Here is a 24,066-nt window from a genome sequence, read left to right as displayed (position 1 = left end):
CGCCCCATTACTCAATTTTTCTAATTTAAAAAACTATCCAACCACCAAACCGGTAAAGAGCGTGCCAAAGCCCTGATTTGCAGTCAAGGACAAACGCCCGATATCGCTCTATTTATTGAATATTTCAGGAAAATGCGAAGACCTGATTCTTCAATCTGGATGGGTCGACACAAAGATACGGGCCGGTCTTCCTGATAGAAAACCGGCCCGATCATTCGTCTTTTAGTTCAGTAGGGGACTTACTCGTCGCCCGACTGTTCTTTCTGCTTCTTCAAGGCCGCACCCAGGATATCGCCCAGGGACGCACCGGAGTCAGAAGAACCATAAGCCGCCATGGCTTCTTTTTCTTCTGCGGTTTCATGCGCCTTGATCGACAGGGTCAGCTTATGGGTGGTCTTGTCGATGGCCGTGATCTTGGCATCAACCTTTTCACCTTCGGCGAAACGGTCAGGACGCTGTTCGGACCGATCCCGGCTCAATTCCGCCTTGCGGATAAAGCCTGGAACATTGTCTTTCACCGTCACTTCGATGCCATTGTCCAGAACCTTGGTGACCGTGCAGGTGACAACTTCACCCTTGCGCAGGCCATCCATGGCTTCTTCGAACGGATCATTTTCCAGCTGTTTGATGCCAAGAGAAACGCGTTCTTTCTCAACATCCACATCCAGGACCTTGGCCTTGACCATGTCGCCCTTGGTATAGGCCGCAAGCGCTTCTTCCGGCGCATTGTGCCAGTCGATGTCGGACATATGAACCATGCCGTCGATTTCTTCGGTCAAGCCAACGAACATACCAAATTCGGTGATGTTCTTGATCTCGCCTTCGATTTCGGCGCCCACCGGATATTTCTCCGTGAAGGTATCCCATGGGTTTTCCTGGCACTGTTTGATGCCAAGGGAGATGCGCCGCTTGTTCGGGTCCACATCCAAGACCATGACATCCACTTCCTGAGAGGTGGATACGATCTTGCCGGGGTGAACGTTCTTCTTGGTCCAGGACATTTCGGACACGTGTACCAGACCTTCGATCCCGGCTTCCAGCTCAACGAATGCGCCGTAGTCGGTGATGTTGGTGACGCGGCCCGAGAACTTGGTGCCGACCGGGTATTTAGCGTCAACGCCTTCCCATGGATCAGACAGCAGCTGTTTCATGCCAAGCGAAATGCGCTGGGTTTCCGAGTTGAAGCGGATAACCTGTACATTGACCGTTTGACCGATTGTCAGCTCTTCCGAGGGATGGTTGATGCGACGCCATGAGATATCCGTTACGTGCAGCAAGCCGTCCACACCACCCAGATCGACGAATGCGCCGTAATCGGTGATGTTCTTGACAACGCCTTCCAGGACTTGACCTTCTTTCAGGTTTTCGACCAGTTCAGCGCGCTGTTCAGCACGGGTTTCTTCCAGCACGGCGCGGCGCGAGACGACGATATTGCCACGGCTGCGGTCCATTTTCAGGATCTGGAAAGGCTGAGGTGTGTTCATCAGCGGGGTGATATCGCGCACGGGGCGGATATCGACCTGGCTGCCCGGCAGGAAGGCAACAGCCCCGTTCAGGTCGACCGTAAAGCCCCCCTTCACGCGTCCGAAGATCACGCCATTGACGCGTTCCTGCTTGTTGAACTGCTCTTCCAGCTTGATCCAGCTTTCTTCGCGCTTGGCCTTTTCGCGGCTCAGCATCGCTTCGCCGTTCTTGTCTTCCATGCGTTCTACGAAAACTTCGACTTCATCGCCCTTTTTCAAATCAGCGGGCTGGCCGGGGCTGCCGAATTCCTTCAGCGCGACGCGGCCTTCGGCCTTCAGGCCGACATCAATCAGGACCATGTCATTGTCGATAGAAATGACGATCCCTTTTACTACAGTCCCTTCAAGCGACTCGTTTTCGCCGAGGGATTCTTCCAGAAGCTGGGCAAAACTTTCATTTGCCATGGTTGTGATGTTCCTTTCAGTCTTGTTTCATTTCCGGCCATCCGGTTGTATCCGGCGGTCTCACCTCAAAATGAATGGGGATGGCTGCACGCTTGAGGCTTATCGTGCCGCCATCATAACAAACCTAACCTTATGGTCTGCTCAGTCGCAGATCCGCGCCCTAGGCACCGTCTGCATCTTCAAGGGCCTCTCTTACCGGTCCCCCGATCAAGCGGAGAGCCTGAGCAAAAGACCGATCGACATCCAGTTCCGTGGTATCCAGCACCACAGCATCCTCTGCCGCTTTCAAAGGGGCCGTCGCACGATTCATATCGCGCGCGTCCCTGGCCTTCAATTCATCCAGAACGCGCGGGTATATACTGGGCGTACCCCGATTGAGCAACTCTTTGTGTCGTCTTTGTGCACGAATATCCACACTGGCGGTTACAAACAGCTTCACCAGCGCGTCCGGACAGATCACTGTGCCAATGTCCCGCCCGTCCAAAATCGCCCCCAATTTGCCATCCGGTGGCGAGGCTGCGAAGTTTCTTTGAAACTCCAACAAGGCCGACCGCACTCCGTCAATAGCGGCAACTTTGGATGCCGCAGAGGCCGCATCATCGCCCAGTAGCTCCGGGTCATCCAGGGTTTGCAGGTCCAAAGCGCGGGCGGCATCAGTGGCCGCATCCTCATCTTCCGGGTCGCCACCAGACCGCACCACCGCCAAACCCACCGCACGATACAGCTTGCCCGTATCCAGATAGGCGAAATCAAATTCTGTCGCCAGTTTACGCGCCACAGTCCCCTTGCCGCTGGCGGCCGGGCCGTCAACGGCGATAATAATGGGCGCATTGGATGACATATCTGGAAACTCCTTCACTCAAATCGACTGTTCAGCCGTGCATGGGCCTCTTCAACCATCGTCTCCACAATACGGGCCGCTGGCTCAATGCTGGCGATCAGACCAATCGCCTCACCACAGATCGGGGCGGATTGTTGCGGATCGCCCGCTTCCAGCGCCGCTGTATAAGCCGGGACGGCGGTTTCCACAACCGCACGCAATTCCTCTTCGTGCCCATGCCACTTCTGGGTAAAAGCATTCTGCTGTACCCGAACCTTGAATTCAGCTGGCCAGTCTTTTTGCCGCACGATATCCACAGCGGTGGTCTGCACGGTATCATCCCCGGTCGCGGGGATAGCGGCCTTACGATGCTGCATCGGGGCCAGCGACTCCAGCGACGCCCAAAACCGCGTACCGACCAGAACCCCGTCTGCGCCAAGCATCAAGGCCGCAGCCAATCCGCGCCCATCGGCAATCCCACCAGCAGCCACCAACAGCGTGTCGGGGGAGTTGGCGGCCAGAAGATCGGCGACCTCCGGCACGAAATTCATCGTGCCGCGCAGGGCGCCATGACCGCCAGCCTCTCCCCCTTGGGCAACGATGACCGTTGCGCCCAGATCCACGGCCTGTCGCACATGCGCGATGGTCTGACATTGGCAGATCAGCGGGACATCAGACTCTGCTATTTTTGCCACAAACGGGCCGGGATCCCCAAAGGAGAGCATGATCGCACAGGGATTGTGGGACAGAACCAAATCCAGCAAATCCGGATTTTGTGCCAAAGACCAGGTGATGAAACCACAACCAACCGCCGTGTTGCCTGCATCTCGAAATGCCTGGCTCAAAAAAGTTGCATCGCCGTAACCGCCACCGATCAGGCCCAACCCGCCAGCCTCACTGACAGCCTTGGCCAATTGCCCCCCGCTGGCACCCGCCATGGGGGCCGATAGAATGGGATGGTCGATTCCAAACTGGCGTGTCAGTCGGGTCGTAATCCGGCCCATCGATTACCCTTTCCGTCCGGAATTAAGCGCCGCCATCAGATCCAGGAAATTCGGGAAGCTGGTGCGGATCGGGGCGGCATCATCGATGGTGACCGGCTTTTTCGTCACCAGCCCCAGGACAAAGAAACTCATGGCAATGCGATGATCCAGATGGGTGGCGACCTTGGCACCGCCGGCAACATCACCGGGGCGGCCTTCGACCTGCATCCAGTCCTCGCCTTCTGTCACCGTCACGCCATTGGCGCGCAGGCCCGTCGCCATCACCGCGATCCGATCAGATTCCTTGACCCGCAATTCGGACACGCCCTGCATCCGGGTCGTTCCTTCCGCTTGAGAGGCGGCAATGCACAGGATCGGATATTCGTCGATCATGCTGGCCGCCCGCTCTGGCGGCACCTCTATCCCATGCAGCGTGGAATGGCGCGCGATCAGGTCGGCAACCGGCTCCCCGCCTGCAACACGCTCATTTTCGACAACAATATCGGCCCCCATTTCCAGCAGGGTTTTGATCAGCCCGATGCGGGTCGGGTTCATGCCGATATTGGGCAGATGCACTTCCGATCCCGGCACCAGCAAGGCCGCCACCAAAGGAAAGGCCGCAGAGGATGGGTCGGCCGGGACCAGTATATCGGCGGCGGTCAATTCCGGCTCCCCCGCAACCGCGATGCGACTGCCCCCGTCGGCCAGGGCCTCACGGCTGACCTTGCCGCCAAAATGGGTCAACATGCGTTCTGTATGGTCGCGGGTGGCAACCGATTCAATCACGGCGGTTTCGCCCCGCGCCATTAGCCCCGCCAGCAGCACGGCAGATTTCACCTGCGCCGAGGGGACCGGCAGTTCATAGGTGATCGGCAGCACCATATCGGCACCCTGGATCATCAGCGGCAGACGCCCGCCGTCGCGCGTTTCAATGCGCGCGCCCATTGCTGTCAGCGGATCAGTCACGCGGCCCATCGGGCGCGACCGCAGAGACGCATCGCCCGTCATCATGCACCGGATGGGATGGCCCGCCAGAATACCCAATAACAGGCGCGCCGCCGTGCCGGAATTGCCCATATCCAGAATATCTTCTGGTTCCCGCAATCCGCCCAGGCCAACGCCGGTGACGGTCCAGGCCCCATCCTGATGGCGTGTGACATCCGCCCCCAACTGGCGAAAAGCGGCGGCTGTCGCCAGCACATCCTCCCCTTCCAGCAGACCTTCGATCTGTGTTGTGCCGACCGCAAGCCCCCCCAACATAACCGCCCTGTGCGAGATTGATTTGTCACCCGGCACCCGCACCGTTCCAATCAAAGAGGACCCGGCAGACACGGTTAAAGAAGAGCTCATTTCAGAACGATCCTATTCTATACACAGCGGTATTTTGGCAGTCGAATATCGTCAAACCTGATGCGTGGGTGTTTTACACCTTGGCCCCCCGGCGAACAAACCCCGTTTCGTGATTTACCGTTTCTCCCTATTTATCTTTTGACAGCGCCGCTGGAATTTGGCAATTCCGCCCGCAATCGGCTGAACAATAGGGGGATGAGTGTATCATCGCCCTAGCGTATCGGTCGCGGTTGCTCTATAGGGAGCCTCCGAAAATATTAATTTTACTGTCAATCCGAAGGAGATCAGCGACATGGCAAATCCCAAATGGGGCTTTAAGCGTTTGTGCCTCAGCTGTGGCGCGAAGTTCTATGACATGCAGAAAGACCCGATCATCTGCCCAAGCTGCGAGGCTGTCTTCGATCCGGAAGCTGCCACCAAGCTGAAGCGCGGTCGCAACCAGGTGCCTGACGACAAGCCCAAGAAGGAAGCCAAGGTCGCGTCCAAATCATCCGGCGATCTGGATGATGACAGCGACGATGACGATGATGATCTGGACGTTCTGGATGTTGATGACGACGACGATGATGGCGTGCTGGAAGACACATCCGACCTGGACGACGATGATGTTCCGGTTGTCGGCACCAAAAAGGACGACGACGACCTGTAAGAATCCCAAAGTCTTTGTGTCGGTTTCTTGAAAACTCTTGCGAGACCGGATACGGCGTGTATAACACGCGCCGCCGGTCGAATAAGTCCAGGACCGACACATAAGGGGCCATAGCTCAGCTGGGAGAGCGCTACACTGGCAGTGTAGAGGTCAGCGGTTCGATCCCGCTTGGCTCCACCATCGAAAACCCTCGGGAAACCGGGGGTTTTCGCTTGTTGGGGTGTGTGTTCCTTGACAGGATAGGCCTATGACCGATCAACGTCCCCTCATTGGTATTGGCACGGTTGTCTTGCGTCCCGCAACGGGCGGGATGGATGTGTTGTTGGTTCAGCGGGGGCGGGCGCCGCGTGTGGGGGAGTGGTCTATTCCTGGCGGGCGGCAGGAATGGGGGGAAACGGTTCGCGCTGCGGCCATCCGGGAAGTGCTGGAAGAGACGGGGATCGAGATTGAGATTTTGGGGTTGATCGATGTGGTGGATTCCCTGACGCCCCTGCCCGGTTCCACCGACCTGTCGCATCACTATACGCTGATTGATTTCGCGGCCCGGCCGGTTGGCGGGGTGCTGCAGGCTGGCGATGATGCGGTTCAGGCGCGCTGGGTGCCGCTGTCGCAATTGGCGGACTATCATCTATGGGACGAGACGATCCGCATCATTCATCAGGCGGCGCGGTTTCTGGCTTGAAGCACGCCGTCAGTTCGGCCACTTTGGCGATAGAGTTGCCCTTATCCCTCCCGTTCCGGAAAGCGCCCGCCATGTCGATTGGTTACATCCGCCCCACCGTTGCCGGTATCGAAGAACAGCAGATCCTGGCCGTGTCGAAGCTGGCGCTGGGGGATCCGTCGGTGATCGCCATGTGGTATGGCGAATCCGACTTGGTGACCGATGCCGATATCCGCCAAACCGCCATCAACTCCCTGAATGCGGGGGAGACATTCTATGGCCATAAGCGTGGGCTGCCAGAGTTTCAGGCGGCCCTGGCGGGCTATGTCACCGGCCTGTTTGGGCAACAGATCACGCCCAACCGCATCACCGTCACCCAATCTGGCATGTCGGCGATCATGCTGATCTTTCAGACCATTCTGGATCCCGGCGACAATGCCGTCATCATCTCCCCCGTCTGGCCCAATGCACAATCAGTGGTCCGCGCCTTGTCGGGCACGCCGCGCTATGCCGTGCTGGACAATGACGCACAGCGGGGATGGCATCTGGATTTACAGAAACTGTATGACCAATGTGACGAACGCACCCGGGCGATTTTCATCAACACGCCCAACAACCCGACAGGCTGGGTCATGCCGCGGGAGCAAATGGTCGAGGTGCTGGCCTTTGCTAGGGAGCGGGGCATCTGGATCGTCTCTGACGAGGTCTATTCGCGCATGGTCTATGACGGGCGCGCGGCCCCCAGCTTCCTGGAAATCGCACAGTCCGACGATCCGGTCCTGGTGGTCAACAGCTTCTCCAAAAGCTGGGCGATGACCGGCTGGCGCATGGGCTGGATCACCCATCCGCCAGAGCTGGGCGATGTTTTGGGCAATATGATCGAGTTCAATTATTCCTGCCTGCCGACCTTTATCCAGCGCGCCGGGATACAGGCGATTGTGGAGGGGGAGCGGGCCGTTGCCCAGATTGTCGAGCATTGCCGCATCGGCCGCGACATCTGCAACCAACGCCTTCCAAATCTGCCAAAGGTGCGGGACTATCGCCCGGCCAGCGCCAGCTTCTACGGCTTTTTCCGCATCGACGGGACCGGGGATCGCACGCTGGAGACCTGTCAGCGACTGGTGCGGGAAGCAAAGGTCGGCATCGCGCCGGGCACCGCCTTTGGCCCCGGCGCGGAGGGCTGGTACCGCCTGTGCTTCGCCCTGTCCCCCGACCGCTTATCAGAAGCATTCAATCGCCTGGAGAGTGGATTAGCCAGGCTGTGATTTGAAACAATCCCGCCCGTCACCCCGGACGCGATCCGGGGTCCAGGGCGGCATGTATCACAACAGGAAGGATGCTGGGATCTGCCTGCTGGAATGGTTCCGTGTGTATCGGGATATTCCCTTAATTGACCAGGCAGATAACCTGAGCAACTGCGCCATCCTGCCGCAATTGCTGCCCCAGATCTGATAGGGCCTGGGCTTCGATGGGGACCGGCACAGGGGCGGTGTCACCGATATCTCCTGGCGTCAATTGCGCTTCCTGCAGGGCAAGGGTCAGGGAGGATGGCGCAACCGTATTGAAACGCCCCCGCCGCACGGTACCCGATACTATGACACCCAGAACAGTGCCATCCTGTGCGAAAAGTGGTCCGCCGCTGATCCCCGCCAGATCCCCGGAGAAATTGGGAAAGCGCGCAGTTTCCGTCCAGATCAGCACGGGTTCATCCAGCTTATATCGCCCCGTGCTGCGCGATGTCGCGCGCCCCAACAAGGTCCCTACCACCTCCCCAGGCTTTCCCTGCGGATAGCCAACGCCGTAGCCCTGTTCTCCGATCACCGGATCTCGATCCGCCATTCTCAGGGCGGGACGCCGCAAGGATTGCGACAAAAGGGCCAGATCAGCAGAGGGGTGAATCCAAATCTGGTTCACCTTCGCAGCCTTTGACGGGCCGGTCATCAGGCCAACCTTGTCGCAGCCATCAACGACATGGCGCGCCGTCATCCAGACACCGGCGGATTCCAAAGAAAATGCCGTTCCCAGACTGGTCGTTGGTCTTTGCCCCATATCGACCACGACAATCGGGTCACGGGTCGGATTGCGGGGTGGCAGCGGGTCCCCCTGAGGTGGGGCCAGGGCGATGCTGGGTCGGCGCGGTGCATCCGGATCGGGGCTGGTTTCAAAAAAGCCAAAGATCGACGCCAGGGACACGACGCCCAGCACCAGGAAGGCAATTTTGTCGATCAGCTTCATCGCGTCGCTTCCGCCCTGCCGCCCCTATCCGGAGATGGCCGCTGCGTTAAAGGCCGCAATCGACAGTTTCGTGGCTGTTGCCAGAATTGCCGGGGCGATTTCCCCGGCCTCTATACGGCGCGGTAAATCCTTGAGCACAAGGTCGATCACACGATAAACGACAATCTGTAAGGCCATGCTGATCAGACCCCAGACCAGAATATCGGCCATGCTGACACTAGACGCCATGGCAAATGCCAGGGGGATCGCCAGCCCCAGCATGGCCCCGCCCAGCGTCACAGCCGCGGCAATATTGTTCTCCCGGATCAGCTTCATTTCCGCGTAGGGGGTGGACAGGGCATACACCCATACCGCCACCAGCCAGATTGCCACGGTCAGCGCAAAATGCAGGAACAGGAAAGGAAAGCCCGTCATCACGCTTTCCAGAATGATGTCAAAATTCATGTATGATCCCTTTTTTAAGACCGCATTGAACGAAAGGCCCCAACTTACTGGCCCCAACTTACTGGCTGGGCGGGGTCCAGGCCATGATCATTTCCGGCGGTTGGGCATTCAGGCTGTCAATGTTCCAGACATAGAGGGTCGGATTCCCCTCCACAACTTCCTGCGCATTGTGATACCCGACCTTTGCCGAGGTCCAGATGCGAATGCTGCCGCGCACCCAGAACCCATTGGCAATAAGGTCATCGCGCATTTTTTTGGGCAGGCGATCGCCGAATACTTCCATAATATTGGGTTCATTGGCGAAATTCGCCGCCGCCAGAGCGGGAAGCGCCGGATGATTGGTCGCCCGGAATTTGGCCATATAGCCTTCCGCGCTGGCCGCCGTCCATCGCCGCAAACCCAGGACAACGCCGTTGCGTTCCGGGAAGCTGAACTGCTTTTCCCGCGCCAAACTGCCCTGCTTGTCAAATTTCACGCGATATTCGGCTTTGCCCAAATAAGTGACTTCCTTAAAGCCGGAATTGCGGCGCAAATCATTTTCATAAATGCCGACATATTCGTCGATCTGATTGCCGACCAGATCCCCCGTCCCGATCCGTTGGAGAAACTGTAACTGCGTCAGCGTGCCGTCATAGGCCGCTGCATATCGCCCATCCGGTGCGATCTGCATCGTCAGTTCGAACTTATTGGGCAGGTAACAACCCGTCAGCATAAGACAGGCCAGGCCCAGACCGCCAAGGCGTGAAAGAAGTGTTTTCATGAGGGGGAGTCTAAACCGCACTGGGCATTCTTACCAAACGGAATCCGACAATAAGGCATCAATTGCCAAACGCGCCTCTTTGGCGGTCAGCCCCCCTTCGCGGGTCGCGCATTCCATCCAATAGCCATCCAGCGCGACAGCCAGTCGTATCCCCATCCGAACAGCATCCCCCTGATGTGGCACCAGGGGCCGAACCGCCCGTGTCAGGGCCGCGACCTGGCGATTGCGGACCAATGCGTGAACCCTGGCGTAACCCGGTACATAGGCCACCCGCGCGGTAAATTGCAGCCAGGCTGCCGCTCGCCGAACGGTCAGAATGGTTGGGGACAAATGGGCTTCCAGGCAGGCCTCCAGCGCCGGGCGTCCCGCCGTCGCGGTCAGTCCCTGGGCGGCCAGATTTTCGATATAGGCGCGGGCCACAGGCTTTCGGATTGCGCGCATGCTTGCCTGCAAAAGACTGACCTTATCCCCGAAATAATGATGCACGATCCCCGCCGAAATTCCTGCCCGGGCGGCGATCTTCTGTGTGGTTGCGGCATCATGCCCCTCTTCCGCAATCACGGCCAGGGCCGCATCGATCAGCTCAATCTTTCGAATATCTTCAATTGACTGTCGGGCCAAGTGGCGAATTCCTATAGTATTTCAATATGGTGACACATCATTCAATAAGTTGATTGATCATTCAATCTATAAATTAGTCAATCAATTTATTATTTCACGGATGCGCATAGTGCTGGTTCTTCACACAGGAATCACGTATGCAGGAAATTCGTTTTGCCGCAGCGGTTCACGAACCCGGTCATATGGTTTAGGCTGTCTTGATATGAGACCCTTGCACTCGCAGATACGCGCTGTTCTGGGCCCCACGAATACGGGGAAGACCTATTTAGCGGTAGAACGCATGCTGGGGCAGATGTCGGGCATGATCGGCTTTCCCCTGCGCCTGCTGGCCCGGGAAAACTATGACCGCATTGTCGCCCGTGTCGGGATGTCCGCCGTCGCCCTGATCACGGGGGAGGAGAAAATCCTGCCCCCCAATCCGCGCTATTTCATCTGTACCGTCGAATCCATGCCGATGGATCGAACCGTTGATTTCATGGCCATCGATGAAATTCAACTCTGTGCGGATCCGGAACGGGGTCATATTTTCACAGACCGCCTGCTGCATGCCAGGGGACGGTTTGAAACCATGTTCCTGGGGTCTGACAGTATGGCGGGCCTGATCCGGCATTTGATCCCCGATGCGGTGATTGAAAGCCGCCCCCGCCTGTCGACCCTCAGCTATGCCGGGGCACAGAAACTGAACCGACTGAAGCGGCGCAGTGCGGTTGTCGCCTTCTCCGTCGATCAGGTCTATGAACTGGCAGAAGCGATCCGCCAGCAACGCGGTGGGACCGCTGTTGTTCTGGGCGCGTTGAGCCCCCGCACCCGCAATGCCCAGGTTGAGATGTATCAGGCCGGCGAGGTTGATTATCTGGTCGCAACCGATGCGATTGGCATGGGGCTGAATATGGACGTTGACCATGTTGCCTTCGCCCAGTTGAGCAAATTCGATGGTGCCCGCAGGCGTCCCTTGACCCCGCCAGAGATCGGACAGATTGCCGGGCGCGCCGGGCGGCATATGAACAATGGCACCTTTGGCATTACCAATAATGTAAAGCCACCGGATGAAGAGGTCCTGCGCCGCGTCGAAGAGCATGATTATCCGCCGGTCCGCCAGATTTACTGGCGCAATCGGTCGCTGGATTTCGCCTCCCCCAGGCGGCTTTATGCCAGCCTGAATGTCCATCCCCAACAGGAAGAACTGACCCGGGCGCGGGATGCGTCTGATCAGGTCGTCCTGGCCGCCCTGATGCGCGATGAAGGCATTCTGGCGCGAGCGGGCAGCCGGGATCGCGTGCAACTGTTATGGGATGTCTGTCAGGTTCCGGATTTCCGTAAGGTGATGCCGGACCACCATGCCACGCTGATCGGGCACATCTTTACCTATCTGGTCGATAAAGATGGTCGCCTGCCCGCCGATTGGGTGTCGGATCAGATTGAGCGGCTGGACCGGATCGACGGCGATATTGACACGCTGACGGCCCGCTTGGCGCATATCCGGACCTGGACCTATATCACGCACCGGGTTGACTGGATCACCAGCGCCGCCGACTGGCAGGCCCGGACCCGCCAGATCGAAGATGCCCTGTCGGATGCCCTGCATCAGCGCCTGACGGATCGGTTCGTTGATAAACGCGCTGCTGTTTTGGGTCGGTCCAAAGGGGCCGAGGGGGCGGACCTGTTATCGGCCGTGACCAAAAAGGACGAGGTTGTCGTCGAAGGGCATGTCGTGGGCCATATCGAAGGCCTGTCTTTCAAGCCCCATGACGCCGCCGACCGGCGCGAAGCCAAGGCTCTGCTGGCCGCCGCCCACAGGGCATTGGGAGAGGATGCCCCCCGCCGCATCAAAGCGCTGGAACAGTCCCCGGATCAGGATTTTGGCATGACCCCGGAAGGCCGCATCACATGGCGGGGTCGGGTAATCGCCCGCCCAGATAAGGGGGATTCCCTATTATCGCCCCGCGCTGTCTTGTTGAGCAACAGCCTAACCGACACAAATCTGACGGAACGCGCGCGTGTCAGAGTGCAGCACTTCCTGGATGCCTTCATGCTGCGGCGGTTAAAGCCTCTGCTGGCCCCGGATATCGACCCGCACAGTCTGGATGCCGCTGCCCGCGGCCTGCTGTATCAATTGCGCGAAAATCTGGGTGCCCTGACCCGCAAGCAGGCCGCAGATACGCTAGATGCCCTCAGTAAATCCGCCCAGGCCAGCCTGACCAAGATCGGCCTGCGGTTTGGGCGCGATTGGATTTATCTGGCCGGGCTGATGGATATCAAGGCAGTGCGCGCCAGGGCGATCCTGTGGTCCGCCTGGTCCGGCTCTCCCGTCCCTGAAATCCCTAATTCATCATCTCCCAGCCTGCCCCGTGATCGCGTTTCCGATCCGATCTGGCCGATGTTGGGATATACCCCCTTGGGGCCCATCGCCTTACGGCTGGATCGTTGGGAACAACTGACCGCGAAACTGCGGCATCATCCGCGCAAGACACCATTTCTAGGCGATGGCAAATTCTGTGCGCAAATCGGCCTGCCCGAAAAGGACCCCGCCCTGGCAGGCGTGATGCGGGCTTTGGGCTTCAAGCCCGCGCCCTTGAAAGAAGGAACGCAGGACGCCCTGGCAGACCCGCCCGCCTTTGTTCCCGCCACGCGCAATCGCAATGCACGCCGGAAATCCATCAAACCCGAAACGCCGAATGCAAAAACGCAAAAACCTCAGCGTCCGGTGACGGTGCGCCCCAATCCCGATTCCCCCTTCGCCATTTTGAAAGGTCTGGTTTCCCGGAAATGACCGACCACGCCAATGACCCATATCCCCAGGGCAATTTAGAGGGAACCGCCAATACGGGCCGCAAGGGGCGGCTGGACAAATGGTTATGGCATGCGCGGTTTTTTAAAACCCGCACGCGGGCCGCGGAGGTCGTTTCCGGCGGTCATGTCCGGCTGAACCGCCAACCTGTGCGCAAACCCAGCCAATCTGTTGGGCCCGGTGATGTCTTAACCTTCCTGCAGGAAAAGGATGTCAGGGTCATCGAAATTCAGGCCATTGCCGATCATCGCGGTCCCGCACCAATCGCCCAGACCCTGTATAAAGATCTGGCGCCTCCCAAGCCCCGATCAAAAACCGATGATCCGGCCCCCGTCGCGCTGCGCGGTGAGGGCGCAGGCCGCCCGACAAAAAAAGAACGCCGCGAAACAGATCGCCTGCGGGGACAGGATGATATGGGGTAGCTGGTACCCCCATAACACTTGTTCTGTCTAAAAATTACCAGCAATGTCGAAAATTGAACGATCCGGGGCGCGTTTCAGCGCGTGCCTTGAGCAGGAAATGATCTATAAAGATTTCAGCGCGTCGATGATCTTCGGCGCGTCCCTTGTTACGGGGAAACCTCCCCCTTTTTCAGGACCATCCTGTAGGAAGCGACAGGCGATACATGTCTCGTTATTCAGTGTTCAGCGTGCTCAAAGGGGGCCTGACCGGGCAAAAACATTGGACCCGCGCCTGGCGTGATCCAAAACCGCAGGAAAGCTATGACGCCATTGTCATCGGCGGCGGCGGGCATGGTCTGGCAACCGCCTATTATCTGGCAAAACTGCATGGCATCACCCGCGTCGCGGTCCTGGAAAAGGGCTATATCGGCGGCGGGAATACCGGGCGCAACACGACGATTGTGCGTTCCAACTACATGCTGGAGGCCAATTCTTTCTTTTATGAGAAATCATTGCAGTTGTGGGAAGGCCTGTCGGTCGATCTGAACTATAATGTGATGTTCTCTCAGCGGGGCGTCTTGAACCTGGCACATTCCGACGCGCAATTGGATGCCTATGCCCGGCGCGGCAACGCGATGCGGCTGAATGGTGTCGATGCGGAATTGCTGAACCGGGATCAGGTGCGCAAATATGCCCCCAACCTGGACTTTTCCGACAATGCCCGCTTCCCGATTACAGGCGGATTGTTGCAGGCCCGTGGCGGCACGGCCCGCCATGATGCCGTTGCCTGGGGCTTTGCGCGGGGTGCGGACCGGCTGGGCGTTGATATTATCCAGAACTGTGAAGTCATCGGGTTTGAAATTGAAAACGGTGCGGTCAAAGGTGTGCAAACCAGTCGCGGCCTGATCAAATCTGAAAAAATCGGCATGGCGGTCGCCGGTCATACCAGTCAGGTGGCCGCCCTGGCAGGCCTGAAGCTGCCCATCGAAAGTCATGTGCTGCAGGCCTTTGTGTCCGAACCACTGAAGCCTTTCATCGATGGGGTGGTTACCTTTGGTGCAGGGCATTTCTATATCAGCCAGTCTGATAAGGGGGGGCTGGTCTTTGGCGGCGACCTGGACGGCTATAATTCCTATGCCCAGCGCGGCAACCTGCCGCTGATCGAACATTTGGGAGAGGAAGGCATGGCCCTGATCCCCGCCATCGGGCGCATCCGCATGCTGCGCCACTGGGGCGGCGTTATGGATATGTCGATGGATGGCAGCCCGATCATTGGCAAGACCCCGATCAAGGGCCTCTATCTGAATGGGGGATGGTGCTATGGCGGATTTAAGGCGACGCCGGGATCCGGTTGGGTTTTTGCCCATACCATCGCCAATGACGAGCCCCACTGGATCAACCGCGATCTGAATCTGGAACGCTTCCGCACCGGTCGCATGGTTGATGAACGCGGCGCCGGCCCCATCCCGAACGCGCATTAAGGAAAATAGAGACAATGTTCAGGCTAACCTGCCCCCATTGCGGTCCACGCGATCAGGTCGAATTCAATTATGGCGGCGATGCGACCGTCGATGTCCCCGATCTGGATGCTGATGAGCAAACCTGGTTCGATGCGGTCTATATCCGCGAAAATCCCCGGGGTCCCCATACAGAATTCTGGCAGCATGTCGCTGGCTGTCGACAATGGATCCGCATCAAGCGCAATACACAGACCCATGAGATCCTGGCCTATGGGGCCGCCACCGGCCCGATGAGCGATGAGCCCACCGGGAAGGGGGGAGCCGATAAATGAGCAACCAAACCAACCGGCTGGGTGGCTTCGGGCACATCAACCGATCCAAACCGATTAAATTCAGTTTCGATGGTAAATCCTATACCGGGTTTGAAGGGGACACGCTTGCCTCTGCGCTGATGGCAAATGATGTCAAACTGGTCGCGCGCAGTTTCAAATATCACCGCCCCCGCGGGATATTCTCTGCCGGGGCAGAAGAACCCAATGCGCTGGTCGCTGTGCGGGAAGGGGCCCGCCAGGAACCCAATACCCGCGCCACCGTGGCGGAATTGTATGACGGCCTGGTCGCCCACAGCCAGAATCGCTGGCCGAACCTGAAATACGACACCCAGGCGGTCAATCAATTGATCGCCCGCTTCATTCCAGCAGGGTTTTACTACAAGACCTTCATGGGTCCGTTTTCCAGCACCAAATTGTGGATGATCTTTGAAGGATTTATCCGCAAGGCAGCAGGCATGGGAACCGCCAGTGGTCTTGCCGATCCCGACCGTTATGAACGCAGCCAGGCCCATTGCGATGTGATGGTGATCGGGGCCGGACCTGCGGGCCTGAGCGCCGCGCTGACCGCCGCTGAAACCGGGGCACGGGTTGTTCTGGTCGATGAGAATCCTGTTCTGGGTGGACGGTTACGCCAGGAACGGATGGAAATTGACGGCAAGCCCGCCTATGACTGGGCCGTGGCAACGGCGGTCGCATTGCAGGCCATGCCCAATGTCCGCATTCTGACCCGTACGACAGCGTTTGGCTATTACGATGACAACTTAATCGGCTGCATCGAAAAAGTCGCCGATCACTTCCCTGTGCCGCCGGACAACCTGCCGCGCCAGCGCTGGTGGAAGATCCGCGCCAAGCAGGTTGTGCTGGCGACAGGCGCGCTGGAACAGCCCTTGGTATTTGGCAATAATGACCGCCCCGGCATCATGCTGGCCGGTGCTGTGCGCGCCTATATCAATGACTTTGGTGTGCTGCCTGGCCGCCGCGCAGTGATTTTCACCAATAATGACGATGCCTATCGCACCGCATTGGATCTGTTGGCAGCAGGGGCCAGCGTTCAGGCGATTGTCGATGCGCGCAGTGCGCCCGAATCCGATCTGATCCAGGCGGTTCGGGCAAAGGGCGTGGAAATCCTGATGGGTCATGCGGTGACAAACACCCATGGACATTTCGCCCTGCAATCGGTTGAGGTCATGCCGCTGGTTGGTGGCAGCCCCCGGGAGATATCCTGCGATCTGTTGGCGATTTCCGGCGGCTGGCAGCCTGCCTTGCACTTATCCAGCCAGACCGGCGCAAAGGCCGTCTGGAATCCAGAATCCTGTTGCTTCCTGCCGGGCACCCCCAAACGGGCGGAACGATCCGCCGGGGCCAGTGCGGGGCAATTCTCGCTCTACGCCTGCCTCTCCGAAGGATATGTGCGGGGCGTCGAAGCCGCCGTCGCCGCCGGATTTAAATCTGAGAAAAGCTGGACCGTTCCAACAGTTGCGATTGAAAAGCCCGCCCGCACAGAAGCCCTGTGGGAAGCCCCGGATTCTGGCGGTCACCCTAAGAAATTTGTCGACCATCAGGATGATGTCAGTTCCGATGATGTGCGCCTGGCCCATCGGGAAGGGTTTGTTTCCGTCGAACATTTGAAGCGCTACACGACGCTGGGCATGGGGACCGATCAGGGCAAGACGTCCAATATTACCGGCTTGGCGATCATGGCATCCCTGCGCGGCGAACCGATCCAGGCAGTGGGCACCACAACCTTTCGCCCGCCTTATACCCCCATTGCCATTGGCGCGATGGGTGGGTCTGAGGTTGGACAGCATTACCGACCCCGCCGTCGCACCCCGATGCAGGATTGGCATCTGGAACGGGCGGGCGAAATGCTGCCAGCGGGCATGTGGGAACGCCCGCGTCATTATCCCGCCCATAAGGGTGAGACCCTGCGCGAGGCTTATATTCGGGAAACCGCACAGACCCGGAAATCGGCAGGGATTTGTGATGTCACGACTTTGGGCAAGATTGATGTTCAGGGCCCGGATGCAGCTGAATTCTTAAACCGCCTCTATGCCAATGGCTTTGCCAAATTGCCGGTCGGCAAGGCGCGCTATGGCCTGATGCTGCGGGAAGATGGCTATGTCTATGACGATGGCACGACCTCCAGGCTGGCAGAAAATCATTTCGTGATGACCACCACCACGGCCAATGCCGTGCCGGTCATGGCCAAGATGGAATATTACCTGCAAGTCGTCTGGCCCGACCTAAAGGTCAAAGTCGTCAGCGTGACTGAGCAATATGCCGCCATCGCGGTTGCCGGGCCCAACAGCCGCAAGATCATGCAGAAGATTGTCGATCTGGATATCTCTAACGAGGCCTTCCCCTTCATGGGTTGTGCCCCGTGCATGGCGGCAGGCGTGCCCAGCCGCCTGTTCCGGATCAGTTTTTCAGGCGAACTGGCGTTTGAGATCAATGTGCCCAGCGATTATGGGCAATATATCTGGGATGCCCTGCTGGAGGCCGGCAAAGAATTCGACATGGTGCCCTATGGCCTGGAAGCGCTGGGCAATATGCGGATTGAAAAAGGCCATGTGGCCGGTTCTGAATTGGACGGTCGCACCACGGCGGAAGATCTGGGCCTGGGCAAGATGCTGTCCAAACAGAAGGACTTTATCGGCAAGGCATTGGCCTACCGCGAAGGTTTTGTCGCCGATCCGCGTAAGAAGCTGGTCGGGCTGGTACCGGTGGATGGGAAATCCTCCCTGCCCAATGGATCCCAAATTATTGAGAAAGCCAATACGCGCCCGCCCGTCAAAATGCTGGGCCATGTCACCGCCAATGGTTTCAGTCCCGAACTGGACAGCCCGATGGCGCTGGCCCTGCTGGAAGGGGGCCTGACCCGTGAAGGCGATATCGTGATTGTCGCCAGCCCGCTGAAAGGCCTGTCCATTCCAGCCAAAGTGACCAACCCTGTCTTTGTCGATCCAGAAGGGAAACGGCTTCATGCCTGATACTACGCTAAAAGTAACCCGACGCTCTGCCCTGGATGGACACCGGCATGTTGGCGATTTCGGTACGATCAAGGACGGCGTGCCTGGAATCGTGATTCAGGAACGCCGGGCCCTGTCCATTGTTCATGTCGATGCCTGGACCGATCAGGTCAAGGCCTGTGGCAAGGCGATAGAGAAAGCCTGCGGCACGGCCCCGGCAGCCGAGCCCGTGAAAGCGGTGGAGAAAAACGACACCACCGTGCTGTGGGTTGGCGCAAACCGCTGGCTGATCGTGGAACCGGAATCGCGGGACTTGTTCGCAACGGTAAGTGCGGATGTCAGCGTCGACCTGGCAACCCTGACCGATCAGAGCCATTCGCGGGTTTGCTGGCGCATCACGGGTCCGAATATGCGCGATCTTCTGGCGAAGGGATCGACAATAGATTTTGACCGAAGCCAGTTTGTACCCGGCGACTGTGTCGGAACCCTGTTGAGCCATTTCACCACCGTGCTGCATTGTCGAGGTGAAGACACTGTCGATGTTTACGCCGCGCGCTCTTTCGCGGTGGATATGGACCATTGGCTGCACGCATCCAGCCTGGAATATGGTCTGCGGGTGCTGGAACCAGTCTGAAGATTGCTGCAACAGAAAAAAGGCCGCGCTGGATTGGCGCGGCCTTTTTCGTTTTCAGAATAAATCTGATTATGCGGTCATGCCCTTGCTGAAAGGCAGCGTCCGAATACGTCGCCCTGATGCGCGGAAGACCGCATTGGCGACCGCTGGCCCGATAGGGGGCACGCCCGGCTCTCCAACCCCTGTCGGGGGTTCTGTGCTGGGCATGATATGAACCTCAACCTGAGGCATATGGTCGATGCGCAGCGGCAGATAGGTATCGTAATTTCCCTGATCCACCTCACCCTTGGTCAGCGTGATTTCTTCCTGAAGGATGGCCCCCAGTCCAAACCCAACCCCGCCTTCAATCTGGGCCTTGATTGTGTCTGGGTTGATCGCGGTACCAACATCCACAGCAGCCACCACCCGATGTACCTTGATATCTGTGCCGTCGACAGAAACTTCCGCCACCTGGGCCACATAGGAGCTGAAGCTCTCGTGCACGGATACACCCAGGCTGTGTCCCTCAGGCAAAGCCTTGCCCCATCCAGCCTTTTCAGCCGCCAGTTTCAGAACCGCCGCATGACGAGGATGGTCCTTCAACAAGGCCAGTCGATACTCGACCGGATCTGCCCCGACCGCATCAATGATCTCATCCAGAAAGACCTCTGTCGCATAGCCGGTATGGGTCGATCCGACTGAACGCCACCACAGGACCGGCACACCAACCTTCGTGGATGTCAGCCCGACAGACATATTGGGGATCGCATATGGCAGCGTTGAGGACCCCTCAACAGAGGTGGGGTCGACACCATTCTGGACCATGCTGGCAAAAGGGCCACCGTCCATAATGGACTGCCCGACGATATGGTTATCCCAGGCGATGATCTGACCATCCTTGTCCAGCCCGGCCCGCATTTGATGCACATAGGCTGGGCGATAACGACCGCCACGCATGTCATTTTCGCGGGTCCATTGGACCTTAACCGGCGCTTTCCAGCCAATCGCCTTTGCCACCGCAACGGCTTCGGCCACGACATCTGCATCCGGTACACCGCGACGACCAAAGCCACCGCCGGTTTTTAGAATATGCAACACAACCTTATCCGGCGTCGTCTCTGCGATTTGCGAGGCGATGTATTGATACAGGCCTGGCATTTGATGACCGCCCCAAACTTCCAGAACACCCTCTGGCGACATCCGTGCAACCGCATTCAGTGGTTCCATCGATGCATGGGCCAGGTAGGGAAATTCATAGATGGCCTCGATCACTTTATCGGCCTGTGCCATCGCGCCAGCGGTATCCCCGTCGTTTCGCGCCATGGCTTGGGGCGTTTGCTTCGCCAAGGTGCGATATTCTGACAGAATTTCATCGCTGCTGCGGGTTTCCGCCTTTGATTCATCCCAATCAGCGGTCACCAGATCGCGACCCTTCAAGGCGGTCCACATATCCTGTGCAACGATGGCAATACCGCGATCAATGGCAACGACATCCACTACGCCCTTCAGGGCTTTTGCCTTGCTGCCATCAAAGGCCGTCAGTGTCGCGCCAAATTTTGGTGGATGGATCATCACAGCTGTCAACATGCCGGGCAGTTTCACATCGATGGTGAAATCCTGCTGACCAGTGGTTTTGCCAACACGGTCATAGCGGCGCAGGTCCGCATTGCCGATCTGGGTCCAGTCCGCAGGCGATTTCAAAGCCACATCCTTGGGCACGGGCCGGGTTGCCGCTGCCTTGGCGAAGGTTCCGAAACCGGCTGCCTTGCCGCTGGCCTGATGAATGATCTGTCCAGCCTCTACTGTTATTTCACCGGCAGGCACAGCCCATTGATCCGCCGCCACTGCGACCAGCATTTCCCGCGCCGTCGCGGCTGCCATGCGATACCGGTCCCAGGATGTCATCATAGAGGTGGATCCACCGGTTCCTTGGAACGCCCCACCGAAGGCGACGTTGCCGTAAAGGGCCACATCACCCGTCACGCCGCGTACGTCGATCTGAGACCAACTGGCGCCCAGTTCTTCCACGACCAGCGTGGCGAGGCCGTGATACGACCCCTGCCCCATGTCGAATTGAGAGGACAGAACCGTGATCGATCCATCCTGAGCAATTTCCAGATAGGCCGCCAGAGGGTTAATCACGTCGGCATCCGCCGCCTGTCCTGAGAGAGGGCGGAAGCCAACGGCCAGCCCGGTCGCTGTCGCCGCTGCGGATAACAGAAAGCCACGCCGTGAGACAGAGAATGCCGAGGGTGCGTCAACACGAGCTGGCAGTTTAAAATGGGAGAGTTTGTTCGGGAGCATAGGTTAAGCCTCCAATCGACGCGCGGCTTCATGAATGCCTGCGCGAATGCGTTGATAGGTGGCGCAACGGCACAGATTGCCGCTCATTGCGTCGTCGATATCGCCGTCACTGGGCTTGGGATTTTCTGCCAACAGCGCGACAGCGGACATGATCTGGCCGGACTGACAATACCCGCATTGCGGAACATCAAGATCAGCCCAGACTTTCTGGACCGTTTCAGCGACTTTATTGCCGGTAACGCCTTCAATGGTGGTTACGGTGGCCCCTTCGACATCGCCAAGAAAAGTCTGGCAGGATCGCATCGGGATGCCATCCAGATGCACGGTACAGGCACCACATTGCGCCAGACCACAGCCAAATTTTGTGCCTGTCAGGCCAGCATGATCCCGCAAAGCCCACAGTAACGGCATGTCCGGATCGGCATCCAGGCTGATCTGAGCGCCGTTGAGTGTAAATGTTGTCATGTGAAATCCCCTGTCATGAGCGTTTGAAGGAATAGATACGCCGCCCTTGCACACAAACAAGTTCGTTTAAATAGCATAGATTATCCTATATAGTGCATGAATGGATCGTGACATATTGATACACCTGCCGGTAATTCTGTCTGTTGCCCGGTGCCGTGGCTTCGCGGCGGCGGCAAAAGATCTGGGCATGAGTGCGTCTGCGGTCAGCCATGCCATCAAGACGGTGGAAGATCGGTTGGGGCTGCCGTTGTTTGCACGCACGACTCGCTCGGTTTCATTGACAGATTGGGGGATGGATTTCATCAACACCGTTGCGCCGGCCTATACGGAAATTTCCGAGGCCATGGAACGGGTGAAGATTGCACAAGGCCAGGTTTCAGGGCTCTTGCGCATCAATATGCCATATCTTTCCCTGCATAAGACGATATCCCCCGTGATCAAGGAACTGCATCGGCGTCACCCTAAGCTGACTGTCGAGTTATTTGCCGACAATGCTATGACCGATATTATCGCAGATCGATTTGATGCAGGAATCCGACTGGGGGGCATGATGGCCCAGGACATGGTGACTGTCAGATTGGCCCCGCCCTTTAGATGGGTAGTCGTAGGATCGCCGGATTATCTGGCGACGCATGGTATGCCAAAGTCCATTGATGACCTAAAGCATCACACCTGCATCAGCTATCGCATGACCAGTTCCGGGCGCGTCTATCAATGGGAATTGATGCAGGATGATGTCGAGGTCCGGGTGGAAACATCGATTTCCATGATCGTCAATACGGGGCAATTTGCTATCGAACTGGCCCTGGATGGCATTGGCCTGGCCTATATGGCAGAGCCTTCGATTTCCGAACCGTTGCGCGACGGTCGTTTGGTACAGGTTCTGCCCGAAACCAGTTCCATGGAATCCGGGTTGTTCCTGTACTTCACCCGCAGTGCCGGGCGCACGCCGAAGCTGCGCGCCTTTATCGACACCGCGAGGGAAGTTTTGAAGCTTTAAGCATCATGCGCTCGCATGAGCTAAGCATATACAAGCATCATGCGCTCGCATGAGCTAAGCATATACAAACATCATGCGCTCGCATGAGCTAAGCATATACAAACATCATGCGCTCGCATGAGCTAAGCATATACAAGCATCATGCGCTCGCATGAGCTTAAACATAAACAAACATCATGCGCTGACGTTGCCCTAGAGACCGTCAAACAGGCTAGTTGACAGATACCGTTCGGCAAAGCTGGCCAACAGGACCACAATGGTTTTGCCTTCCATGCCGGGGCGTTCTGCCAATTCAAGGGCTGCGGCAATCGCCGCGCCGGATGAAATCCCGCAGGCGATGCCTTCCAGCTTGGCGGCCTCGCGCGCGGTGGCAAAGGCTGTTTCATTGGCAATGCGCACAACATCATCGACCACGTCGGTATTCAGGTTTTCCGGAATGAACCCAGCCCCGATCCCTTGAATCTTGTGGGGACCCGGCTTGCCGCCGGAAATGACCGGGCTGTCTTCTGGCTCAACAGCGATGATTTTCACATTCGGATTGTGCTGTTTCAGGATTTCCCCGACACCCGTTACCGTCCCGCCAGTGCCTACGCCTGCGACAAAGTAATCAATCTTGCCGCCAGTATCTTTCAACAATTCCTGCGCCGTTGTTTCACGATGGATTTGCGGATTGGCCGGATTGGCGAACTGTTGGGGGATGATCGCATCGGGCATCGTCTTCTGCAATTCTTCCGCCCGGGCGATTGCCCCCTTCATGCCCTTTTCAGCAGGCGTCAGATCCAGTTCTGCGCCCAACAGTTTCAGCATCCGGCGGCGTTCCACCGACATGCTTTCGGGCATTGTCAGGATCAAGCGGTACCCCCGCGCCGCAGCCACAAAGGCCAGCGCAATCCCGGTATTGCCGGATGTCGGTTCCACCAGAACCGTCTTACCCGGCGTTGCCAGACCCTGCGCTTCCAGCGATTGGATCATGGCATATCCGATGCGGTCCTTCACACTGGACAGGGGATTGAAATATTCCAGCTTGGCCAGGATTTCGACATTCACGCCATGGGCGGCGGTCAGCCGCGACATCCGTACCAGCGGGGTCGCGCCAATCGTGTCCAAGATACTGTCATATACTTTGCCCCGGAACTCGCCCGTTGAGGAAAGGGGATTTTTCGTCGCGTCTGTCATGATTTTCGTCCCTATTGTCATTTTTGCAATTTCTCTGGCCCGACTTTAGCCTACGATAGCGCTTGAGCAAGCCACTCACCGCAGGATTCTTGTCATGCCCGATACGC

21 protein-coding genes and 1 tRNA gene are annotated in these 24,066 nt (G+C 57.9%); 11 read left to right on the top strand and 11 right to left on the bottom strand.

Features of this window, described 5'->3' with window-relative positions; translation table 11 throughout:
• Positions 1-239: 239 nt before the first annotated feature.
• From rpsA to aroA, 4 genes are all read right to left on the bottom strand, one after another.
• Entirely contained in the window at positions 240-1,928 is a 1,689-nt protein-coding gene (gene rpsA, locus ACOSDR_RS19405; RefSeq protein ID WP_420723451.1) for a 30S ribosomal protein S1, read from the bottom strand.
• Positions 1,929-2,088: 160 nt separating this feature from the next.
• Complete coding sequence (gene cmk / locus ACOSDR_RS19400; RefSeq protein ID WP_420723450.1) at positions 2,089-2,769, bottom strand: (d)CMP kinase; 681 nt, start codon at positions 2,767-2,769, stop codon at positions 2,089-2,091.
• A gap of 14 nt (positions 2,770-2,783) precedes the next feature.
• Complete coding sequence (locus ACOSDR_RS19395; RefSeq protein WP_420732304.1) at positions 2,784-3,752, bottom strand: NAD(P)H-dependent flavin oxidoreductase; 969 nt, start codon at positions 3,750-3,752, stop codon at positions 2,784-2,786.
• 3 nt (positions 3,753-3,755) lie between these two features.
• Positions 3,756-5,081: a 3-phosphoshikimate 1-carboxyvinyltransferase gene (aroA, locus tag ACOSDR_RS19390; RefSeq protein WP_420732303.1), complete on the bottom strand. Its 1,326-nt coding sequence runs from the start codon at positions 5,079-5,081 to the stop codon at positions 3,756-3,758.
• A 292-nt stretch (positions 5,082-5,373) separates the two neighbouring features.
• On the opposite strand from aroA, the gene ACOSDR_RS19385 reads away from it, so the two are divergent.
• From ACOSDR_RS19385 to ACOSDR_RS19370, 4 genes are all read left to right on the top strand, one after another.
• Entirely contained in the window at positions 5,374-5,730 is a 357-nt protein-coding gene (locus ACOSDR_RS19385; protein WP_420723447.1) for an FYDLN acid domain-containing protein, read from the top strand.
• 104 nt (positions 5,731-5,834) lie between these two features.
• A tRNA-Ala gene (locus tag ACOSDR_RS19380) sits at positions 5,835-5,910 on the top strand.
• A gap of 67 nt (positions 5,911-5,977) precedes the next feature.
• The gene (locus ACOSDR_RS19375; protein ID WP_420732302.1) at positions 5,978-6,412 is read left to right on the top strand and encodes an NUDIX hydrolase; all 435 of its coding nucleotides are present in this window, start codon (positions 5,978-5,980) and stop codon (positions 6,410-6,412) included.
• Positions 6,361-7,656, top strand: coding sequence for a pyridoxal phosphate-dependent aminotransferase (locus ACOSDR_RS19370; protein WP_420732301.1), 1,296 nt, complete (start codon positions 6,361-6,363; stop codon positions 7,654-7,656). Before ACOSDR_RS19375 ends, ACOSDR_RS19370 begins: the two co-directional genes overlap by 52 nt.
• A 121-nt stretch (positions 7,657-7,777) precedes the next feature.
• Here ACOSDR_RS19370 and ACOSDR_RS19365 read toward each other — a convergent pair whose 3' ends face one another.
• From ACOSDR_RS19365 to ACOSDR_RS19350, 4 genes are read right to left on the bottom strand one after another with little or no spacing between them, the layout of a single operon-like run.
• Entirely contained in the window at positions 7,778-8,626 is an 849-nt protein-coding gene (locus ACOSDR_RS19365; RefSeq protein ID WP_420732300.1) for a S1 family peptidase, read from the bottom strand.
• Positions 8,627-8,650: 24 nt separating this feature from the next.
• Positions 8,651-9,070 carry a DUF350 domain-containing protein gene (locus tag ACOSDR_RS19360; protein ID WP_420732299.1) on the bottom strand — a complete coding sequence of 140 codons (420 nt, stop codon included), beginning with the start codon at positions 9,068-9,070 and terminating at the stop codon, positions 8,651-8,653.
• 58 nt (positions 9,071-9,128) lie between these two features.
• Positions 9,129-9,830: a hypothetical protein gene (locus ACOSDR_RS19355; protein WP_420732298.1), complete on the bottom strand. Its 702-nt coding sequence runs from the start codon at positions 9,828-9,830 to the stop codon at positions 9,129-9,131.
• A 30-nt stretch (positions 9,831-9,860) separates the two neighbouring features.
• Positions 9,861-10,451 carry a TetR family transcriptional regulator gene (locus ACOSDR_RS19350; RefSeq protein ID WP_420732297.1) on the bottom strand — a complete coding sequence of 197 codons (591 nt, stop codon included), beginning with the start codon at positions 10,449-10,451 and terminating at the stop codon, positions 9,861-9,863.
• A 202-nt stretch (positions 10,452-10,653) separates the two neighbouring features.
• On the opposite strand from ACOSDR_RS19350, the gene ACOSDR_RS19345 reads away from it, so the two are divergent.
• From ACOSDR_RS19345 to ACOSDR_RS19320, 6 genes are all read left to right on the top strand, one after another.
• Positions 10,654-13,221 carry a helicase-related protein gene (locus ACOSDR_RS19345; protein ID WP_420732296.1) on the top strand — a complete coding sequence of 856 codons (2,568 nt, stop codon included), beginning with the start codon at positions 10,654-10,656 and terminating at the stop codon, positions 13,219-13,221.
• The gene (locus ACOSDR_RS19340) at positions 13,218-13,661 is read left to right on the top strand and encodes an RNA-binding S4 domain-containing protein (RefSeq protein WP_420732295.1); all 444 of its coding nucleotides are present in this window, start codon (positions 13,218-13,220) and stop codon (positions 13,659-13,661) included. The genes ACOSDR_RS19345 and ACOSDR_RS19340 overlap by 4 nt, the downstream gene beginning before the upstream one ends.
• 203 nt (positions 13,662-13,864) lie before the next feature.
• Entirely contained in the window at positions 13,865-15,121 is a 1,257-nt protein-coding gene (locus ACOSDR_RS19335) for a sarcosine oxidase subunit beta family protein (protein ID WP_420723437.1), read from the top strand.
• Positions 15,122-15,135: 14 nt separating this feature from the next.
• Complete coding sequence (locus ACOSDR_RS19330) at positions 15,136-15,432, top strand: sarcosine oxidase subunit delta (protein WP_420732294.1); 297 nt, start codon at positions 15,136-15,138, stop codon at positions 15,430-15,432.
• Positions 15,429-18,422 carry a sarcosine oxidase subunit alpha family protein gene (locus ACOSDR_RS19325; protein WP_420732293.1) on the top strand — a complete coding sequence of 998 codons (2,994 nt, stop codon included), beginning with the start codon at positions 15,429-15,431 and terminating at the stop codon, positions 18,420-18,422. Before ACOSDR_RS19330 ends, ACOSDR_RS19325 begins: the two co-directional genes overlap by 4 nt.
• Entirely contained in the window at positions 18,415-19,035 is a 621-nt protein-coding gene (locus ACOSDR_RS19320) for a sarcosine oxidase subunit gamma (RefSeq protein ID WP_420732292.1), read from the top strand. Before ACOSDR_RS19325 ends, ACOSDR_RS19320 begins: the two co-directional genes overlap by 8 nt.
• A 69-nt stretch (positions 19,036-19,104) precedes the next feature.
• Here ACOSDR_RS19320 and ACOSDR_RS19315 read toward each other — a convergent pair whose 3' ends face one another.
• Together ACOSDR_RS19315 and ACOSDR_RS19310 are read right to left on the bottom strand one after the other, a co-directional pair.
• Positions 19,105-21,318, bottom strand: a complete 2,214-nt coding sequence (locus tag ACOSDR_RS19315; protein WP_420732291.1) for a molybdopterin cofactor-binding domain-containing protein — start codon at positions 21,316-21,318, stop codon at positions 19,105-19,107.
• 3 nt (positions 21,319-21,321) lie between these two features.
• On the bottom strand, positions 21,322-21,783 hold the full coding sequence (locus ACOSDR_RS19310) for a (2Fe-2S)-binding protein (protein WP_420723432.1): 462 nt from the start codon (positions 21,781-21,783) through the stop codon (positions 21,322-21,324).
• A 100-nt stretch (positions 21,784-21,883) separates the two neighbouring features.
• Between ACOSDR_RS19310 and ACOSDR_RS19305 the strand changes: the two genes are divergently transcribed.
• Positions 21,884-22,783 (top strand): LysR family transcriptional regulator, encoded by a 900-nt coding sequence (locus tag ACOSDR_RS19305; RefSeq protein ID WP_420732290.1) that lies wholly within the window; start codon positions 21,884-21,886, stop codon positions 22,781-22,783.
• 192 nt (positions 22,784-22,975) lie between these two features.
• Here ACOSDR_RS19305 and cysK read toward each other — a convergent pair whose 3' ends face one another.
• On the bottom strand, positions 22,976-23,959 hold the full coding sequence (cysK, locus tag ACOSDR_RS19300; protein ID WP_420723430.1) for a cysteine synthase A: 984 nt from the start codon (positions 23,957-23,959) through the stop codon (positions 22,976-22,978).
• Positions 23,960-24,066: the final 107 nt, after the last annotated feature.

This window comes from Hwanghaeella sp. 1Z406 (assembly GCF_048892425.1).
Classification (GTDB): domain Bacteria; phylum Pseudomonadota; class Alphaproteobacteria; order UBA8366; family Aestuariispiraceae; genus Pacificispira.
Note: the sequence above shows the minus strand (reverse complement) of the source record. Positions and strands in the feature narration are given on the sequence as shown.

Excerpts from the sequence above, each read along its gene's own strand:
- rpsA (WP_420723451.1), bottom strand. The coding sequence starts at position 1,928 with ATGGCAAATGAAAGTTTTGCCCAGCTTCTGGAAGAATCCCTCGGCGAA.
- cmk (WP_420723450.1), bottom strand. The coding sequence starts at position 2,769 with ATGTCATCCAATGCGCCCATTATTATCGCCGTTGACGGCCCGGCCGCC.
- ACOSDR_RS19395 (WP_420732304.1), bottom strand. The coding sequence starts at position 3,752 with ATGGGCCGGATTACGACCCGACTGACACGCCAGTTTGGAATCGACCAT.
- aroA (WP_420732303.1), bottom strand. The coding sequence starts at position 5,081 with ATGAGCTCTTCTTTAACCGTGTCTGCCGGGTCCTCTTTGATTGGAACG.
- ACOSDR_RS19385 (WP_420723447.1), top strand. The coding sequence starts at position 5,374 with ATGGCAAATCCCAAATGGGGCTTTAAGCGTTTGTGCCTCAGCTGTGGC.
- ACOSDR_RS19375 (WP_420732302.1), top strand. The coding sequence starts at position 5,978 with ATGACCGATCAACGTCCCCTCATTGGTATTGGCACGGTTGTCTTGCGT.
- ACOSDR_RS19370 (WP_420732301.1), top strand. The coding sequence starts at position 6,361 with ATGGGACGAGACGATCCGCATCATTCATCAGGCGGCGCGGTTTCTGGC.
- ACOSDR_RS19365 (WP_420732300.1), bottom strand. The coding sequence starts at position 8,626 with ATGAAGCTGATCGACAAAATTGCCTTCCTGGTGCTGGGCGTCGTGTCC.
- ACOSDR_RS19360 (WP_420732299.1), bottom strand. The coding sequence starts at position 9,070 with ATGAATTTTGACATCATTCTGGAAAGCGTGATGACGGGCTTTCCTTTC.
- ACOSDR_RS19355 (WP_420732298.1), bottom strand. The coding sequence starts at position 9,830 with ATGAAAACACTTCTTTCACGCCTTGGCGGTCTGGGCCTGGCCTGTCTT.
- ACOSDR_RS19345 (WP_420732296.1), top strand. The coding sequence starts at position 10,654 with ATGAGACCCTTGCACTCGCAGATACGCGCTGTTCTGGGCCCCACGAAT.
- ACOSDR_RS19340 (WP_420732295.1), top strand. The coding sequence starts at position 13,218 with ATGACCGACCACGCCAATGACCCATATCCCCAGGGCAATTTAGAGGGA.
- ACOSDR_RS19335 (WP_420723437.1), top strand. The coding sequence starts at position 13,865 with ATGTCTCGTTATTCAGTGTTCAGCGTGCTCAAAGGGGGCCTGACCGGG.
- ACOSDR_RS19330 (WP_420732294.1), top strand. The coding sequence starts at position 15,136 with ATGTTCAGGCTAACCTGCCCCCATTGCGGTCCACGCGATCAGGTCGAA.
- ACOSDR_RS19325 (WP_420732293.1), top strand. The coding sequence starts at position 15,429 with ATGAGCAACCAAACCAACCGGCTGGGTGGCTTCGGGCACATCAACCGA.
- ACOSDR_RS19320 (WP_420732292.1), top strand. The coding sequence starts at position 18,415 with ATGCCTGATACTACGCTAAAAGTAACCCGACGCTCTGCCCTGGATGGA.
- ACOSDR_RS19315 (WP_420732291.1), bottom strand. The coding sequence starts at position 21,318 with ATGCTCCCGAACAAACTCTCCCATTTTAAACTGCCAGCTCGTGTTGAC.
- ACOSDR_RS19310 (WP_420723432.1), bottom strand. The coding sequence starts at position 21,783 with ATGACAACATTTACACTCAACGGCGCTCAGATCAGCCTGGATGCCGAT.
- ACOSDR_RS19305 (WP_420732290.1), top strand. The coding sequence starts at position 21,884 with ATGGATCGTGACATATTGATACACCTGCCGGTAATTCTGTCTGTTGCC.
- cysK (WP_420723430.1), bottom strand. The coding sequence starts at position 23,959 with ATGACAGACGCGACGAAAAATCCCCTTTCCTCAACGGGCGAGTTCCGG.